Genomic DNA, 16,522 nt, shown 5'->3' on the forward strand with positions numbered 1-16,522 from the left:
GATGGGACGGCAGACCACCGCGAAGGCGGATGAACGTCGCCGTCGCAAGCTTGCGAAGACGACTGTATCCGCATCCGCTCCGACGACGTCGAAGACGTCCGGAGCGTCGACCGCGACGAAGTCCTCGACAGTGAAGACCGCCGAGAAGACCAGCGTCCCGAAGTCCGCCGCACGTGACTCCGCGTCGAAGACCGCGGGCGTCAGGACGTCGGCGAAGAAGCCCGCGAAAGCCAAGGGAACGCAGAACCCGGCGAAGAAGCCCGCAAAAGCCGCGGGGAAGAACAAGACCGCCTCGGTGCTCAAGAAGGCATGGACCCATCTGCGCGGTGACATCTCCAGCCTCTCCGCGCACCCGCTGACGACCTACTTCCTCATCCTCGCCTCCGTCGTCCTGCTCACGGGACTCGGCCTGGTCATGGTGCTCTCGGCCTCATCGATCACCTCCTACGACGGGGGAGCGGGCTCCTCATTCGCCTACTTCAACAAGCAGGCGATGTTCGCCGGGGTCGGTCTCGTCCTCATGTACATCGCCAGCCGGATGCCGCTGCAGTTCTGGAAGCGGATCGCCTGGTTCGCCCTCATCGGCGGACTCCTCATGCAGGCGGCGGTCTTCGTCCCCGGGCTCGGCAAAGAGACGAAGGGCAATGCGAACTGGATCGGGTTCGGCGGATTCCAGATCCAGCCCTCGGAGTTCCTCAAGGTCGCCCTCGCCGTGTGGCTCGGCTTCATCCTCGCCCAGAAGGCCGGGAAGATGACCACCTTCGGCCACGCCATGATCCCCGTCGTGCCCGGCGTCCTCGGCGCCGCCGGACTCGTCGTGGCCGGCAACGACCTCGGCACCGGCTTAGTCATCATGGCCATGGCCGTCGTCTGCCTGTTCGTCGGCGGATTCCCGGCGAAGTACTTCATCCTCCTGGCCGGCGTGCTGGCCGCTGCGGTCACCTTCTTCGTGCTCAGCTCCCAGAACCGGCTCGACCGCATCCAGGCGATGCTCACCGGTCACGCGGATCAGAGCGCCGCGGACACCATGGGCCAAGCCTGGCAGTCCAACCACGGACTGTTCTCGCTGGCCTCCGGCGGATGGCTGGGGGTCGGGCTCGGCGCCAGCCGTGAGAAATGGTCCTGGCTGCCCGAAGCCCACAACGACTTCATCTTCGCCATCATCGGAGAGGAGCTGGGCCTCGTCGGCACCCTCGTCGTCATTCTCATCTTCGCCGTCCTCGGCTTCGCCATGGTCCGCGTGGTGATGCGTTCGAACAGTCTCATGGTCCAGGTCGCCACTGCCGGCTTCTTCGCCCTCATCATCGGGCAGGCCGGAATCAACATCGGCGTCGTCACCGGACTGCTGCCGGTCATCGGTCTGCCGCTGCCGTTCGTGTCCTACGGCGGCTCCTCGATCATCGCCTCTCTCCTCGCCGTGGGAGTGGTGCTGTCGTTCGCTCGCACCGAACCGGGCGCCGAGGCGGCCATCGCCGCCAACAGGGATCGCCTGCGATCCTCACTCGCCGTGCTTGCCCGCAAGAAAAGGAAATGAGATGACGAGTATCCTCCTCGCCGGTGGAGGCACCACCGGCCATATCTCGCCGATGCTGGCGATCGGCCGTGAGCTGCGCCGGCAGCACCCCGACTGGGACGTCGTGGCGTTGGGCACCCCCGACGGACTCGAAGCCGAAATCGTTCCACGCGCCGGGTTCGAACTGCTCACCATCGACAAGGTGCCCATGCCGCGGTCGATCAGTCCCGCCCTGCTGAAATTCCCGGGACGCTTCCGCGGCAACATCTCCGCCGTCAAGCAGATCATCGCCTCCCGCAGCATCGATGCCGTCGTCGGCGTCGGCGGCTACGTCTGCCCGCCGGCTTTCCTCGCCGCCAAACAGGCGAAGATCCCGCTGATCGTCCACGAAGCCAATGCGAAGCCGGGAATGGCCAACCGTCTCGGCGCCCGACTGACCACCACCGGGCGCGTCGGGATCACCTTCCCGGACACGGAGCTGCCGGGCTCCACCCTCGTCGGCATGCCCATGCCCACGGAGATCACGGATCTCGACCGCAGCGACGACGATCAGCGTGCCGGCTTCCGTGCCGATCTCGGGCTGCGCGACGACCGTCCGGTCCTCGTCGTCACCGGAGGTTCCTCCGGTGCGCAGAAGATCAACGAAGCGTTCCTGGCCACCGCGACCGCGTGTCAGGAGGCCGGCATCCAAGTCCTCCACATCACGGGAGCCGGGAAGGGCGAGGCCCTGCGGGAGGCCGCGGCCGAACTGCCCGACTACCACGTCGTGGACTACGTCGACGGAATGCACCGAGCCTATGCGGTCGCCGATCTGCTCGTGGCCCGCTCCGGCGCCGCCACGGTCTCCGAAGCCACGGTCGCCGGAGTCCCGGCGGTATACGTGCCCCTGGCCATCGGCAACGGCGAACAGCGCCTCAACGCCTCCGGAAGCGTCTCGGCCGGTGCCTCGCTCATGGTCGACAATGCCGAATTCTCACCGTCGACGGTCGTCGACACCATTCTGCCGCTGCTGGCCGACGAGACCCGTCTGACGCAGATGAGCCAGGCGGCTCTGCATCTCAACTACCCCACCGATGCCGCGGCCCGCATGGCCGCCATCGTCAACCGCGCGCTGGAAGGCTGATCATGACCTCTGCGAACACGAGCCCCGCGAACATCGTTCCCGTCGGCGAACTCGGAGCCGTCCACTTCATCGGCATCGGCGGTTCGGGAATGTCCGGAATCGCCCGGATCATGGTCATGAACGGAGTCACCGTCTCAGGTTCGGATGCGAAGGAATCCAACGTCGTCGACGTCCTCCGGACCCTGGGAGCCACGGTCACGATCGGACATTCGACCGACAACCTCGGCGAGGCCGATACCCTCGTCATCTCCTCGGCCATCCGCAAGGACAACCCCGAACTCGTCGAAGCCCAGCGCCGGGGACTGCGCATCCTCCACCGCTCCGGAGCCCTCGCGTCCCTCATGGTCGACCGGCGGGCCGTGGCCGTGGCGGGCACTCACGGGAAGACCACGACCACGTCGATGACGACCGTGGCGCTGCAGGCCTGCGGTGTCGACCCGTCCTTCGTCATCGGGGGAGTGCTGTCGACGACGGGCACGAACGCCCACCTGGGCACCGGTGACGTCTTCGTCGCCGAAGCCGACGAATCCGACGGATCGTTCCTCCTCTACGAACCGGCCATCGGCATCCTCACGAACGTCGAAGCCGACCACCTCGATCACTACGGAACCCCGGAGAAGGTGCGCGAAGCCTTCATCGAATTCTGCGACGGCATCCAGACCCGGGGCGGAACGATCATCGCCTGCGCCGACGATCCCGGATCCCACGACGTCGCCCTGCACTCCCGCCGCCAGGGAGCCGATGTCGTCCTCTACGGCACGTCCGAGGATGCCGATATCGTGCTGCGCGACCTCGACTCCGGAATCGGCTCGACCTTCGTCCTCGACCTGCCCGGCCGGGACGACGAGCTGCGAGTCGAACTGCGGCAGCCGGGAATGCACAATGCCCTCAACGCCACCGCCGCGATCGCCGTGGCGCACAGCCTCGGTGCCGATGTCGAACGCGCGGCCACGGGTCTCGCCGGCTACGGAGGCACCCGCCGTCGCTTCGAGGAACGCGGAATCGCCGCCGGCGTGCGCGTCATCGACGACTACGCCCATCACCCGACCGAGGTGCGCGCGGTGCTCAGCGCCGCCCGCGGAGTCGTCACCGACGAAGGACGGGTCTGGGCCGTCTTCCAGCCCCACCTGTACTCGCGGACGATGGAATTCCGGGAGGAATTCGGACAGGCCCTCGGTCTGGCCGATGAGGTCGTCGTCCTCGACGTCTTCCCCGCGCGCGAAGATCCCGTGCCCGGAGTCACCGGCGCGCTCATCGCCGACCGGGTCCCGCACGAGAACGTGACATTCCTGGAGTCCTTCGCCGAGGCGGTCCCCTTCGTCGCCGCTCGAGTGAAGCCCGGCGACCTCGTACTCACCGTCGGAGCCGGTGACGTGACCATCCTCGGGCCCGAGCTGCTGAGCGCACTGGAGGGCTGACACCCATGGTGCCGCTTCCCCCGGCCCAGGCCGGTGACAACTCCACCGCGGATCTCACCGGAGTCATCCGGGCCCGCCGCCTCAGGACCTGGCGTCGACGCCTCTTCGCCATCGGCATCGTGGCTGCCCTCATCGCCCTTGTCGCCGTCGCCTGGTTCTCGCCCCTGCTGTCCCTGCAGAAGGTGCAGGTGAGCGGCAGTCGACTGGTCGACACCGATAAGGTCAGCAATTTCGTGCTCGACGACCAGGGCAGCCGACCGCTGCCGCAGGTGCGCCCCGGCAGCGTCGAGGACGCCGTGCTGAAGGAATTCCCGAAAGCCGAAGCGGCCTCCGTCCACTACGCGGGACCCCGGTCGCTGAAGATCGAGATCACCGACCGCACCCCCGTTATCGCCATCAGAGGCGAATCCGGCTATCGCCTCTACGACTCCGAAGCCGTCGACCTCGGCACGGTCGACACAGCACCGAAGAAGCTCACGGTGCTCAGCGGCGGCGGACACCAACCGGACAGAGAGACCGTCTCCGCGGTCATCCGATTCATGGGCGAACTGCGACCGGAGCTGAGGCGTCAGCTGGTGACGATCGAGGCCAAGGACGCCATGAGCCTCAAGGGACGGCTCGACACCGGAAAGCAGAAGGCCACGGTCGTCTTCGGCGATTCCTCCGACTCCAGCCTCAAGGTGCGCACCGCCGCCCAGCTGGCCGCCGAGGGCCGCACCGAGATCGATGTCTCCGTGCCCTCGGTGCCCGTGACCGACTGAGTCCCGCCCGACCAGTCGTCGGCCCGAACCGGTCTCGAACACCCCGCCGCGGCCGGACCGGGCCTCAAAGAGCTGCCCAGGATGGGCCAGCCGCTGCGATTGCCTCCGTTTGGCCCCGACACACCGGGTGTGAAGTTTGGCCGAACCCCGACACTCCGGCGAGAATGGTTGCAGTGAGATTGCCCCGCCCAATAGCCTCAGGGCAGAGAACACAGACCGAATGCGCACGCAGACCCTGCGGAGCGCAAGCGCTTGAGACGAGGAACCGACTTGGCTGAATTCCCACAATCCGGAGCGGACATCAAAGTTGCCGGAACCGGCGGCGGCGGCGTCAACGCTGTACAGAGGATGATCGACGTCGGCCTGCGCGGCGTGGAGTTCATCGCGATCAACACCGACGCCCAGGCACTCGTCCTCTCCGACGCCGATGTCAAGCTCGAGATCGGCCGTGACCAGACCCGAGGCCTCGGCGCCGGCGCAGACCCGGAGATCGGCAAGAAAGCCGCCGAATCCTCCGAAGACGCCATCCGCGACGCCCTCGAGGGCGCGGACATGGTCTTCGTCACCGCCGGCGAAGGCGGCGGCACGGGAACCGGCGCCGCCCCGGTCGTGGCCCGCGTGGCCCGGTCGCTCGGCGCACTGACGATCGGCGTCGTGACCCGCCCCTTCACCTTCGAGGGACGCCGTCGTTCCGCGCAGGCAGAAGCCGGAATCGCGGCGCTGCGCGAAGAGGTCGACACCCTCATCGTCATTCCCAACGACCGTCTGCTCTCGATCTCCGATCGCAGCGTCTCCGTCGTCGAAGCATTCCGCTCCGCCGATGAGGTCCTGCGCTCCGGTGTCCAGGGCATCACCGACCTCATCTCGGTCCCGGGTCTGATCAACCTCGACTTCGCCGACGTCAAATCGGTTATGCAGGATGCCGGGACCGCGCTCATGGGCATCGGTGCGGCAACCGGCGACGACCGTGCCGTGCAGGCCGCCGAATCCGCGATCGCGTCCCCGCTGCTGGAAGCCAGCATCGACGGCGCCCACGGCGTGCTCTTCTGCATCACCGGCGGCGGCGACCTCGGACTCTTCGAGGTCAACGAGGCCGCACGCCTGGTCCAGGAAGCCGCGCACCCCGAGGCGAACATCATCTTCGGCGCCGTCATCGACGACAACATCGGCGACGAATGCCGAGTGACCGTCATCGCCGCCGGATTCGACAACACCTCTCCGAATGCGGAGGTCGCCGGATCCGACCAGGTCCCTGCACCGATCCCGGCCGCCGCTCCGGCCGAGACCGAGTCCGAGTCGCCCGTCATCGCCGAGTCCCCCGAAGCCGACGAGCCTGCGCCTGCCCCGCGCCGCAGCGAGGAACACCAGATTCCCGCTTCGCTGCCGGGCGAACGCAGCAGCTCGAATTTCGACTCCGACCTCGATATCCCGGACTTCCTCAAGTAATATGCTGCGCTCGAGGTTCGTCATCCCGGGCGGGCGCACCGCCCACGTCGCCTTCACCGACCGGCACGGCGGATACTCGAGCGGGGACTTCTCCTCGTTCAACCTCGCCCGCCACGTCGGAGACGATGCCGAACTCGTCGCAGCCAACCGAGCCGCTCTCGCTCAGGTCATCGGCCTGAGCGGCGAGCGGCTCTCGTTCGTCTCCCAAGTCCACGGCACCGATGTCCACATCATCGGCGACGAAGCTCAGCTGCGGCAGACTCCGGTGGAGGCCGATGCCCAGCTGACGGCCGTCCCGGGACTCGGGCTGGCGATCATGGTCGCTGACTGCACCCCGGTCATGCTCGCCGATGCCGACGCCGGAGTCATCGCCGCCGTCCACGCGGGTCGCCCGGGAATGGCCGCAGGAATCGTCGGCAGAACGGTGGCCGCGATGCACGACGCCGGTGCACGGGACATCCACGCGGTCATCGGTCCCTCGGTGTGTCCGCGCTGCTACGAAGTCCCAGCCGAGCTGAGGAGCGAGGTCGCGGCGATCGAGCCGACAGCCGCCTCGGTGTCGGTGACCGGAACACCGGCACTCGATGTCGCCGGGGCCGTGGCCGAACAGCTGCGCCGGGCGGATGTGACCATCGATCATTTCTCGCGCACCTGCACGAAGGAATCCGAGGACCTCTTCTCCTACCGCAGGCAGAAGCGCACGGGCCGTTTCGCAGGGATCATCTGGCTGCAGGAAGAAAACACCGCGACACACCCATAGGACTCACAGGCCCAGATGCTCGCGTGCGATAGTTTGGGCGACAGGTGAGCAAGTGCCGAAGTCCGAGGAGCTTTAGACATGTCAGCAATCAAGAAGACGCTGGAATACCTGGGTTTCGTCGAAGAAGAGGACGAGACCACCCAGCACACCGACCGTCGTGAACCCGCCCGCCGGGACCGCGAGGTCGTCGAGACCTTCGACGAGGACGACCAGTACGACGAACCGGCCGCAGCCGAGGAACGGACTCCGGCTCCGGTGACACCGATCCACCCGTCACCGATCCGTCCCGTAGACACCCCGGCGCCAGGAACCTCAATGAACCGCATCAGGACCATCCACCCCCGCAGCTACAACGACGCCATGGTCATCGGTGCCGCCTTCCGTGAGGGCACCCCAGTGATCATGAACCTCTCGGAGATGGACGAGAACAACTCCAAGCGCCTCGTCGACTTCTCCGCGGGTCTCATCTTCGGCCTCCACGGGTCGATCGAGCGCGTGACGAACAAGGTCTTCCTGCTCACCCCCGAGAACATCGAAGTCGCCGGCGAGGGCGAAGCCGATTCGGATACTCAGGCCAGCTTCTTCAACCAGAGCTGAGTGCGCTGGAGAATCTCTCAACTCGTCCTCAGCTGGAGCCGATAGGCTGAAGCCTCAGAACTCAAGCAACAACGAAAGGCGCGGGGGACCCACGTGGCCATCATCTTCTACATCCTCGGTACTGCTCTGAGCCTCTACGTCTATGTGCTCCTGGCGCGAGTCGTGCTCGATCTGGTCCAGGTGTTCTCCCGCGATTGGAGGCCCACCGGTTTCCTCCTCGTTCTCGCCGAGATCGTGTACACACTCACCGATCCGCCGCTGAAGCTGCTGCGCAAGATCATTCCGCCGCTGCGTCTGGGACAGGTGTCGCTCGACCTGGGATTCATCGTCCTGCTCATCGGCATCCAGATCATTGCGTCGGTGTTCTTCAACCTTTCGCACACCACCGCCTGATGCCCGCCAACACAGTGTTCTCCGCGGAAGAACCACTGTGAATGGATATGGGGAACGGCGTGAAGAATGTGCCGGTCGATTAAGGGTATTCGATTGATCGAATACCGGATAAATGGTGAATATGCTCACCAGAATTGGCTGTCTGTGTGCTCGAGTTGTTAGCCTCGAATGCGGAAAACTTCGTCATTGAATGCGAGACACGCCATTACTGCGGGACAAAACTGCAGGTGTTACGCTAATGTGACGTTGAAGCCGTCCTTCTGGGCGGCAGCGTAATGAATGTAGATCGACCGAAGGTGACCTCATGGCGCTCACGCCTGAAGACGTAGTAAACAAGCGGTTCCAGCATGTGAAGTTCCGCGACGGGTACGACCAGGACGAAGTCGACGATTTCCTTGATGAGGTCGTCGTTGAGATTCGCCGTCTCTACCAGGAGAACGACGAACTGCGTCAGAAGCTCTCCACCGCCGAACAGCGTGTGAAGGAACTCGAAGCCGGCGGCGCCTCCGCCGCACCGGCACAGGACATCGACGCCACTCAGGCGATGCCCGCCGCTGTTCCTGCTCCCGAAGAGAAGGAAGAGGCTCCGGCTCCGGCCGAGGCACCTGCCGCCCCGGCACCGGTCGAAGAGACCCCGGCCCCGGTCGTCAAGGAAGCTGCTCCCGCACCCCAGGACAACTCCGCTGCACCAGCGATGGCCGCAGGTTCTGCCGGTGGAGCCGCGGGTGCCGGTCTCGGTGCTGCCGCGGTCGGCGGCGACGGAGACGCTCATGGTCTCATCGCTCTGGCCCAGCGTGTCCACGACGAGCATGTTGCCGAAGGTGAGCGCAAGCGCGACGAGCTCATCAAGGGCGCCGAGAAGGAAGCCGCCGACATCGTCGGCAAGGCCGAAGCCAAGCGCGACGAAACGCTGTCGACTCTCGAATCGCAGAAGTCGACCCTCGAGCGCTCGATCGACCAGCTCTCGAACTTCGAGCGCCAGTACCGCACTCGACTCAAGAGCTACCTCAACGATCAGCTGCGTGACCTCGAGAACTCCACGAGCCTGGCTCCGGAGACCCTCGACGGAAACGGCCCACTGGGCGGTTCCTCGAACCACAAGCTCTGATCTCATCGCATCACCGACCGAGGTCCGGGAACTCTGCGGAGTACCCGGGCCTCCGTCGTGTTCGCACACTGCATCGTCGTGCGGCTGAATCCCGCAGCCTCGGCGGTGGTCTAGAATGAACCAAATGAACGATCCTGCCTCACGGGTGAAACGACCTCGCGCCGCCATGATGGCCCTGCTGTTCACAATCGCGGCAGTCGTGCTCGTGATCGATCAGTTCACCAAATTCCTCGCCGTCAGTCTCCTTGAAGACCAACCTCCGGTGCCTGTGATCGGATCGCTGGCCGGATTCACCTTCTACCGCAATCCCGGAGCCGCTCTCGGCCTCGGGTCGAGCGTGACGTGGATCTTCCCGATCATCGCCATCGGCGTCTTCGTGGCGATCCTCGTGATCTCGCGCAAGCTCGGATCGAGAGCCTGGGCGATCGGTCTCGGTCTGCTCTTGGGCGGACTCTTCGGCAACCTCGTCGACAGGCTCTTCCGTGAACCCTCGTTCCTGCACGGAGCAGTCGTCGACTTCATCGATCTGTCGCTGTTCATCTGCAACGTCGCGGACATCGCGATCTCCGCCGCCGCAGTGACCTTGGTCATCGTCAGCCTCAGAGGCATCGACATCGACGGATCGGACTCCACCCGCGTGAAAGAGGACTCTCATGACTGAACGCTCCATCCTCGTCCCTGAGGGACTCGACGGTCAGCGCGTGGACGCTGCGATGTCGAAGCTGCTCGGCCTCTCCCGAACCGCCGCCGCCGACATCTGTGCCGACGGGGGAGTGGAGATGTCCGGGCGTCCGGTCATCAAGTCCGATCGCGTCATCGCCGGCGAACGGCTCGACATCATGATGCCCGAACCGAAGAAGCCTCTGGAGGTCGTTCCCGACCCCGTGCCGGGAATGCGCATCGTCCACGACGAAGACGCATTCGTCGTCGTCGACAAGCCCGTGGGTGTGGCAGCACACCCGGCTCTCGGCTGGACCGGACGCACCGTCGTCGGCGGACTCGCCGCTGCGGGATTCCGCATCGCGACTTCCGGCGCTCCCGAACGTCAGGGCATCGTGCAGCGACTCGACGTCGGAACTTCGGGGCTCATGGTCGTGGCGAAGAGCGAATACGCCTACAGCGTGCTCAAACGCGCCTTCAAGGAACGCACGGTGGAGAAGACCTACCATGCGGTCGTACAGGGTCTGCCCGATCCAGTGCTCGGCACCATCGACGCCCCGATCGCCCGACACCCCAAGCACGACGGACTCTACGCGGTGCGCACCGAGGGCAAGAACGCGATCACCCACTACGAGGTGATCGAAGCCCACCGACGTGCCGCGCTCGTCGAGGTCCACTTGGAGACCGGACGCACCCACCAGATCCGCGTCCACTTCTCCGCGACCAAACACCCCTGCGTCGGTGACCTGCCCTACGGTGCCGATCCGGTGCTGGCGAAGGAACTCGGTCTGGAACGCCAATGGCTGCATGCCGTCAAACTCGGCTTCCACCACCCCGACACGCAGAAGTGGGTCGAATTCGAAAGCGGGTACCCCGAGGACCTGCAGACCGCGCTCGACCGCATCCGGCCGAACTGACGCCGCGCCTACGCGCTGCCGCTGTCCGATGGTGTCGGAGACTGACGGCTGAGCGACGCGTCGACGGGACCTGCGCGAACCGGAGGCTCGTCGGCAAGTGCCCGGAACAACAGGCGCGGGAACCCTCCCTGCGGGTGCCGATGGACTAAGCTGGAACGGCAACACCGGCAACTTCAGGAAGGCGGCGCCCAGTGCCGAACGAGGACTTCGTCCACCTCCACGTCCATACCGAATACTCCATGTTGGACGGTGCGGCCCGCCTCGCCGATCTGATGGCGGCGACGAAGGCATCGGGAATGTCCGCGATCGCCACGACCGACCACGGATACCTGTTCGGCGCCTTCGACTTCTGGTCGCAGGCGACAGCCGCCGGAATCAAACCCATCATCGGCGTCGAAGCCTATGTCACGCCCGGCACGGATCGCCGGGACAAGACCCGCGTGAAGTGGCGCACCGACGAATCGCAGAAGAGCGACGACCTGTCCGGCGGTGGTCTCTACACGCACATGACCCTGCTGTCACGGAACAACACGGGCATGCGCAACCTGTTCAAGGCATCGTCGTATGCCTCCCTGGACTCGGTGACGGCGAAATGGCCCCGACTTGACCAGGATCTGCTCGAGAACTACTCCGACGGACTCCTCGCCACCACCGGCTGCCCGTCGGGAGAGGTGCAGGTGCGGCTGCGCCTGGGACAGTACGAAGAGGCCAAGGCGGCCGCCGGGAAATACCGTGAGATCTTCGGCAAGGACAACTACTACGTCGAACTCATGGACCACGGTCTGTCCATCGAGAAGCGGGTGACGAAGGATCTCATCCGGCTGTCGAAGGAACTCGACATTCCGCTGGTCGCTACCAACGACCTCCACTACACGCACGAATCAGATGCGAAGGCGCACGAAGCGCTGCTGGCCATCCAGTCCGGCTCCAAGCTCATCGAACCCACGTACGATCAGGGCGGTTCGCGATTCGCCTTCTCCGGCTCCGGCTACTACCTCAAGACCCCCGCAGAGATGCGGACCCTGTTCAAGGAATTCCCCGAAGCCTGCGACAACACCCTCGAAATCGCCGAGAAGTGCGAAGTCTCCTTCGACACCTCGGCGAACTACATGCCGAAGTTCCCGTGCCCTCCCGGTGAGGACGAGACCTCGTGGCTGATCAAGGAAGTCGCGAAGGGGCTCGACTACCGGTACCCGAACGGCGTTCCCGACGACGTCCGCCGGCAGGCCGACTACGAACTCGACATCATCATCTCGATGGGCTTCCCCGGCTACTTCCTCGTCGTCGCCGACTTCATCAACTGGTCGAAGGACAACGGCATCCGCGTCGGACCCGGCCGTGGTTCGGGAGCCGGCTCCATGGTCGCCTACGCTATGCGCATCACCGACCTCGATCCGCTGCAGCACGGACTGTTCTTCGAGCGCTTCCTCAACCCGGACCGTGTGTCCATGCCCGACTTCGACGTCGACTTCGATGATCGTCGCCGCAGCGAGGTCATCGACTATGTGACCGAGAAGTACGGCGATGAGCGTGTGGCGATGATCGTCACCTACGGCACGATCAAGACGAAGATGGCGCTGAAGGACTCCGCGCGGGTGCTCGGCAAACCCTTCTCGATGGGTGAGCGGCTGACGAAGGCGCTGCCGCCGGCGGAGATGGCCAAGGACATTCCGCTCAAGGACATCGAGGACCCGGAGTCCAAGCGGTACAAGGAAGCCGGGGAGTTCCGCGAACTCGTCGACACCGATCCGGAGGCTCGAGAGACCTTCGAGACTGCGAAGGGCCTGGAAGGGCTGAAGCGTCAGTGGGGCGTCCACGCCGCAGGTGTCATCATGTCCTCGGATCCGATCATCGACGTCATCCCGATCATGCGTCGGTTCCAGGACGGCCAGGTCATCACCCAGTTCGACTATCCGACATCTGAGGGCCTCGGGCTCATCAAGATGGACTTCCTGGGATTGCGGAACCTCACGATCATCTCCGACGCGGTGGAGAACATCAAAGCCAACCGGGACTTCGATCTCGACCTCGAGCACCTCGCCCTCGATGATCCGGCGGCGTACGAGCTGCTGACCCGCGGTGACACCCTCGGCGTGTTCCAGCTCGACGGCGGCGGTCTGCGTGCCCTGCTGCGGATGATGAAGCCGGATAACTTCGAGGATATCTCCGCGACCCTGGCGCTCTACCGCCCCGGTCCGATGGGTGCGGATTCGCATACGAACTATGCCCTGCGCAAGAACGGTCTGCAGGAGGTCACCCCGATCCACCCGGAGCTCGAGGAGCCGCTCAAGGATATCCTCGACACCACCTACGGCCTCATCATCTACCAGGAGCAGGTGATGGCGATCGCGCAGAAGGTCGCCGGCTACTCGCTGGGCCAGGCCGATATCCTCCGCCGTGCGATGGGCAAGAAGAAGAAGTCCGAGCTCGACAAGCAGCAGGTCGGCTTCTTCGGCGGAATGAAGGAACGCGGGTTCTCCGAAGCCGCCGCTCAAGCCCTGTGGGACATCCTGCTGCCGTTCTCGGACTACGCGTTCAACAAGGCGCACTCGGCCGCCTACGGCGTCGTGTCCTACTGGACCGCCTATCTCAAGGCGCATTACACGGCCGAATACATGGCGGCCCTGCTCACCTCGGTCGGTGACAACAAGGACAAGCTCGCGATCTACCTCAACGAGTGCCGTCGCCTCGGAATCACCGTGCTGCCTCCGGACGTCAACGAATCCGCCCTCCACTTCACCCCTGTCGGTACGGACATCCGCTTCGGCATGGGAGCGGTGCGCAACGTCGGCGCCCACGTCGTCGAGGGCATCGTCGAGGCCCGCGGAGAGAAGGGCTCCTACACCTCGTTCACGGACTTCCTCGACAAGGTGCCCAGCCATGTGTGCAACAAGCGCACGATCGAATCGCTCATCAAGGCCGGCGGCTTCGACTCGCTCGGCCACAGCCGCCGCTCACTCGTCGAAGTCCACGAGGAGGCCGTCGACTCGGTCATCGGCGTCAAGAGGCAGGAAGCCAACGGTCAGTTCGACCTCTTCGCCGGACTCGGCGGGGGAGATGACTCACCGGGATTCTCCGTGACCATTCCCGATCGTCCGGAGTGGGAGAAGAAGGAGAAGCTGTCCTTCGAGCGCGACATGATCGGCCTCTACGTCTCCGATCACCCGCTCAACGGACTCGAAGGCGTGCTGGCCGCCGAATCCGATGCCTCCATCGCCGAGGTGGTCGATCCGGAGTCGCACCGTCATGACGGATCCCAGATCAAGGTCTGTGGAATGATCACACAGGTCACCCGCAAGGTGTCGAAGAACTCCGGGCGCCCCTATGCGATCGTGACCTTGGAGGACCTCGAAGCCGAGATCGAAGTGATGTTCTTCGGCGACACCTACGAACCGGTGGCGAGCCTCCTGGCGACCGACCTCGTGATCTCCCTGACCGGTCGCATCCGCACCTCCGATGACCGTCCGACCTCGCTGATGGCGATGTCGATGACGATTCCCGATGTCACCGACCCCAACGATCGGCCGCTCAACCTCATCATGCCGATGGAGAAGGCGACCGAGGAGATGGCGACGAAACTCAAGCAGATCCTCGAGTCCAACAAGGGCCAGACCGATGTCCACATCACTCTGTCCCAGCCGGGACGGCAGACGGTCATGCGTCTCGACCGGTCGATCCGGGTCGACCCGAACCCGAGCCTCTACGGAGACCTCAAGGCGCTGCTGGGATCCCGCTGCCTGAGCGTCTGATGCGCGAACGCCGAGCCCGCCTCCCGTCCGCACTTCGGGCCGGAGGACAGCGGTGCTGCTGTGGAGACTAGAATGGTGCGGGTGAACATTCTGGACTTCCGTGGTGAGACCCTCAACAAGCGATTCCTGGCGCAGAAGCTGCCTCGGGCCGCCGAGACCCATGCCGATATCGAACGACGGGTGGCTGAACTCCTCGACACCATCGCCGGTGGGGGAGCGGCCGCGGTGAAGGACTTCACCGAACGCTTCGACGGAGTGCGCCCCGAAACGCTGCGGGTACCGGGATCCGCGCTGGCCGAGGCCGCGGCAGAACTCGATCCCGCGGTCAGGGCCGCGCTCGAAGAATCGATTGCCCGCGCCCGGAAGGTCGCCGCCGATCAGCGTCCCGTCGATGTCCGCACCGAACTGGCCTCAGGCGCCTTCGTCACCACCCGGCATCTGCCGGTCGAACGCGTCGGACTCTATGTGCCCGGCGGACTGGCCGTCTACCCGTCGACGGTGATCATGAACGTCGTGCCTGCACAGACGGCCGGTGCACGCTCGCTGGCGATCGCCAGCCCGCCGCAGAGCAATGGTCTGCCGCACCCGATCGTGCTCGCCACCGCACACATCCTCGGCATCGACGAGGTCTGGGCGATGGGCGGGGCACAGGCGATCGGCGCTCTGGCCTATGGCTTCGATGACGGTGAGGAACTCGAGCCCGTCGACCTCATCACCGGTCCCGGAAACGCCTATGTGGCTGCGGCGAAGTCGCTCGTCCGCACCCGGGTCGGCATCGACGCGGTCGCCGGCCCCACAGAGATCATCATCCTCGCCGACGAACAGGCGGATCCGCGCTTCGTCGCCGCCGACCTCATCAGTCAGGCCGAACACGACGAACTGGCCGCCTCGGTGCTGGTCACCGACTCCGTCGATCTCGCCGAAGCGGTGCAGAAGGAGTTGGACGTGCAGGTGCCGTCGGCGATGCACACCGAGCGGATCGGGGCGGCTCTGGCCGGACGGCAGTCGGCGATCGTCCTCGTCGACGACCTCGACGCCGGGATCACCGTCGTCAACGGCTATGCCGGTGAGCACGTCGAGGTCCACACGGCCGATGCTGCAGCCGTCGGGGCGCGGATCACGAACGGGGGAGCGGTCTTCCTCGGCGATTGGGCTCCGGTGTCACTCGGTGACTACTGTGCCGGGTCGAACCACGTGCTGCCCACGATGGGCACAGCAGCTCACGGCTCGGGACTGGGTGTGCACTCATTCATCAAGGTCAGCCAGGTCATCGACTATGACCGACAGGCACTGTCCGCGGTGGCGGAGCACATCGGTGTTCTCGCCGCCGGCGAACAGCTGCCGGCCCATGGCCGGGCTGTCGACATCAGGTTCGAGGAGTAGAGATGCGCTGTCCGTTCTGCCGTGAGTCCGATTCGCGGGTCGTCGATTCGAGGACCAGCGAAGACGGCGCTGCTATCCGCCGGCGCCGGCAGTGCCGTCATTGCGGTCGCCGCTTCACCACGATGGAGGCCACGAGCCTGTCGGTGATCAAACGCTCCGGTGTCACCGAGGAGTTCTCCCGTCAGAAGATCATGTCGGGTGTGCGCAAGGCCTGCCAGGGACGTCCGGTCAGTGACGATGATCTCGCGAAGCTCGCTCAGCGGGTGGAGGAGAACATCCGGTCGCGCGGAATCGCCGAGATCGACGCCGACGAGGTGGGACTGTCGATCCTCGAACCGCTGCGCGAACTCGACCAGGTCGCCTACCTGCGATTCGCCAGCGTCTACCAGGGGTTCGACTCGCTCGAGGACTTCGAGGCGGCGATCGATTCGCTGCGCGCAGACGCGCTGCTGCAGTCCGGTCAGACTCGGGAACCCACCCCCGACGACTTCGCCGACTGAGCTGCTCGGGGGTCCGGCCGACCGGATCCTGAGACTGCTGGGATTTCTGTCAGAAATCTTCGTTTCGAGTACCGCGGTACAGAAATAGTTGTGTAGTATTGAACGTGCGCGCTACGGCGCGCGGCCGCTTGCGGTTCGGAGGGGAAGCCGAACCCAAGCGGCCTTTCACATTCACCCCTCAATTACTACCTGAC

14 protein-coding genes are annotated in these 16,522 nt (G+C 65.1%); all 14 read left to right on the top strand.

All coding sequences use genetic code 11. The annotated features are described in order from the left end of the window. The first annotated feature begins 1 nt into the window (after position 1). A complete protein-coding gene (ftsW, locus tag ACSBQT_RS12590; RefSeq protein ID WP_410711543.1) occupies positions 2-1,534 on the top strand; it encodes a putative lipid II flippase FtsW in 1,533 nt (510 codons plus the stop codon). 1 nt (position 1,535) lies between these two features. Further along, a complete protein-coding gene (murG, locus tag ACSBQT_RS12595; protein ID WP_410711542.1) occupies positions 1,536-2,636 on the top strand; it encodes an undecaprenyldiphospho-muramoylpentapeptide beta-N-acetylglucosaminyltransferase in 1,101 nt (366 codons plus the stop codon). Between the two features lie 2 nt (positions 2,637-2,638). Then, positions 2,639-4,054, top strand: a complete 1,416-nt coding sequence (murC, locus tag ACSBQT_RS12600; protein WP_435001872.1) for a UDP-N-acetylmuramate--L-alanine ligase — start codon at positions 2,639-2,641, stop codon at positions 4,052-4,054. Positions 4,055-4,059: 5 nt separating this feature from the next. After that, the gene (locus ACSBQT_RS12605; RefSeq protein WP_410711540.1) at positions 4,060-4,815 is read left to right on the top strand and encodes a cell division protein FtsQ/DivIB; all 756 of its coding nucleotides are present in this window, start codon (positions 4,060-4,062) and stop codon (positions 4,813-4,815) included. A gap of 270 nt (positions 4,816-5,085) precedes the next feature. Next, positions 5,086-6,261 carry a cell division protein FtsZ gene (gene ftsZ / locus ACSBQT_RS12610; protein ID WP_410711539.1) on the top strand — a complete coding sequence of 392 codons (1,176 nt, stop codon included), beginning with the start codon at positions 5,086-5,088 and terminating at the stop codon, positions 6,259-6,261. A 1-nt stretch (position 6,262) separates the two neighbouring features. Next, the gene (pgeF, locus tag ACSBQT_RS12615) at positions 6,263-7,021 is read left to right on the top strand and encodes a peptidoglycan editing factor PgeF (RefSeq protein WP_410711538.1); all 759 of its coding nucleotides are present in this window, start codon (positions 6,263-6,265) and stop codon (positions 7,019-7,021) included. 78 nt (positions 7,022-7,099) lie between these two features. Next, the gene (locus ACSBQT_RS12620; RefSeq protein WP_410711537.1) at positions 7,100-7,618 is read left to right on the top strand and encodes a cell division protein SepF; all 519 of its coding nucleotides are present in this window, start codon (positions 7,100-7,102) and stop codon (positions 7,616-7,618) included. 93 nt (positions 7,619-7,711) lie between these two features. After that, positions 7,712-8,011, top strand: coding sequence for a YggT family protein (locus tag ACSBQT_RS12625; protein ID WP_264798881.1), 300 nt, complete (start codon positions 7,712-7,714; stop codon positions 8,009-8,011). Between the two features lie 304 nt (positions 8,012-8,315). Next, complete coding sequence (locus ACSBQT_RS12630) at positions 8,316-9,119, top strand: DivIVA domain-containing protein (protein ID WP_410711536.1); 804 nt, start codon at positions 8,316-8,318, stop codon at positions 9,117-9,119. Between the two features lie 124 nt (positions 9,120-9,243). Next, positions 9,244-9,780, top strand: coding sequence for a signal peptidase II (locus ACSBQT_RS12635; RefSeq protein WP_410711535.1), 537 nt, complete (start codon positions 9,244-9,246; stop codon positions 9,778-9,780). Then, complete coding sequence (locus tag ACSBQT_RS12640; protein ID WP_410711534.1) at positions 9,773-10,696, top strand: RluA family pseudouridine synthase; 924 nt, start codon at positions 9,773-9,775, stop codon at positions 10,694-10,696. The genes ACSBQT_RS12635 and ACSBQT_RS12640 overlap by 8 nt, the downstream gene beginning before the upstream one ends. A gap of 239 nt (positions 10,697-10,935) precedes the next feature. Then, positions 10,936-14,445, top strand: a complete 3,510-nt coding sequence (gene dnaE / locus ACSBQT_RS12645) for a DNA polymerase III subunit alpha (RefSeq protein ID WP_410711610.1) — start codon at positions 10,936-10,938, stop codon at positions 14,443-14,445. Between the two features lie 72 nt (positions 14,446-14,517). Further along, complete coding sequence (gene hisD / locus ACSBQT_RS12650; protein WP_410711533.1) at positions 14,518-15,828, top strand: histidinol dehydrogenase; 1,311 nt, start codon at positions 14,518-14,520, stop codon at positions 15,826-15,828. 2 nt (positions 15,829-15,830) lie between these two features. Further along, on the top strand, positions 15,831-16,328 hold the full coding sequence (gene nrdR, locus ACSBQT_RS12655) for a transcriptional regulator NrdR (protein ID WP_025777954.1): 498 nt from the start codon (positions 15,831-15,833) through the stop codon (positions 16,326-16,328). Positions 16,329-16,522: the final 194 nt, after the last annotated feature.

Source organism: Brevibacterium sp. H602, from assembly GCF_051172395.1.
Taxonomy (GTDB): Bacteria; Actinomycetota; Actinomycetes; order Actinomycetales; family Brevibacteriaceae; genus Brevibacterium.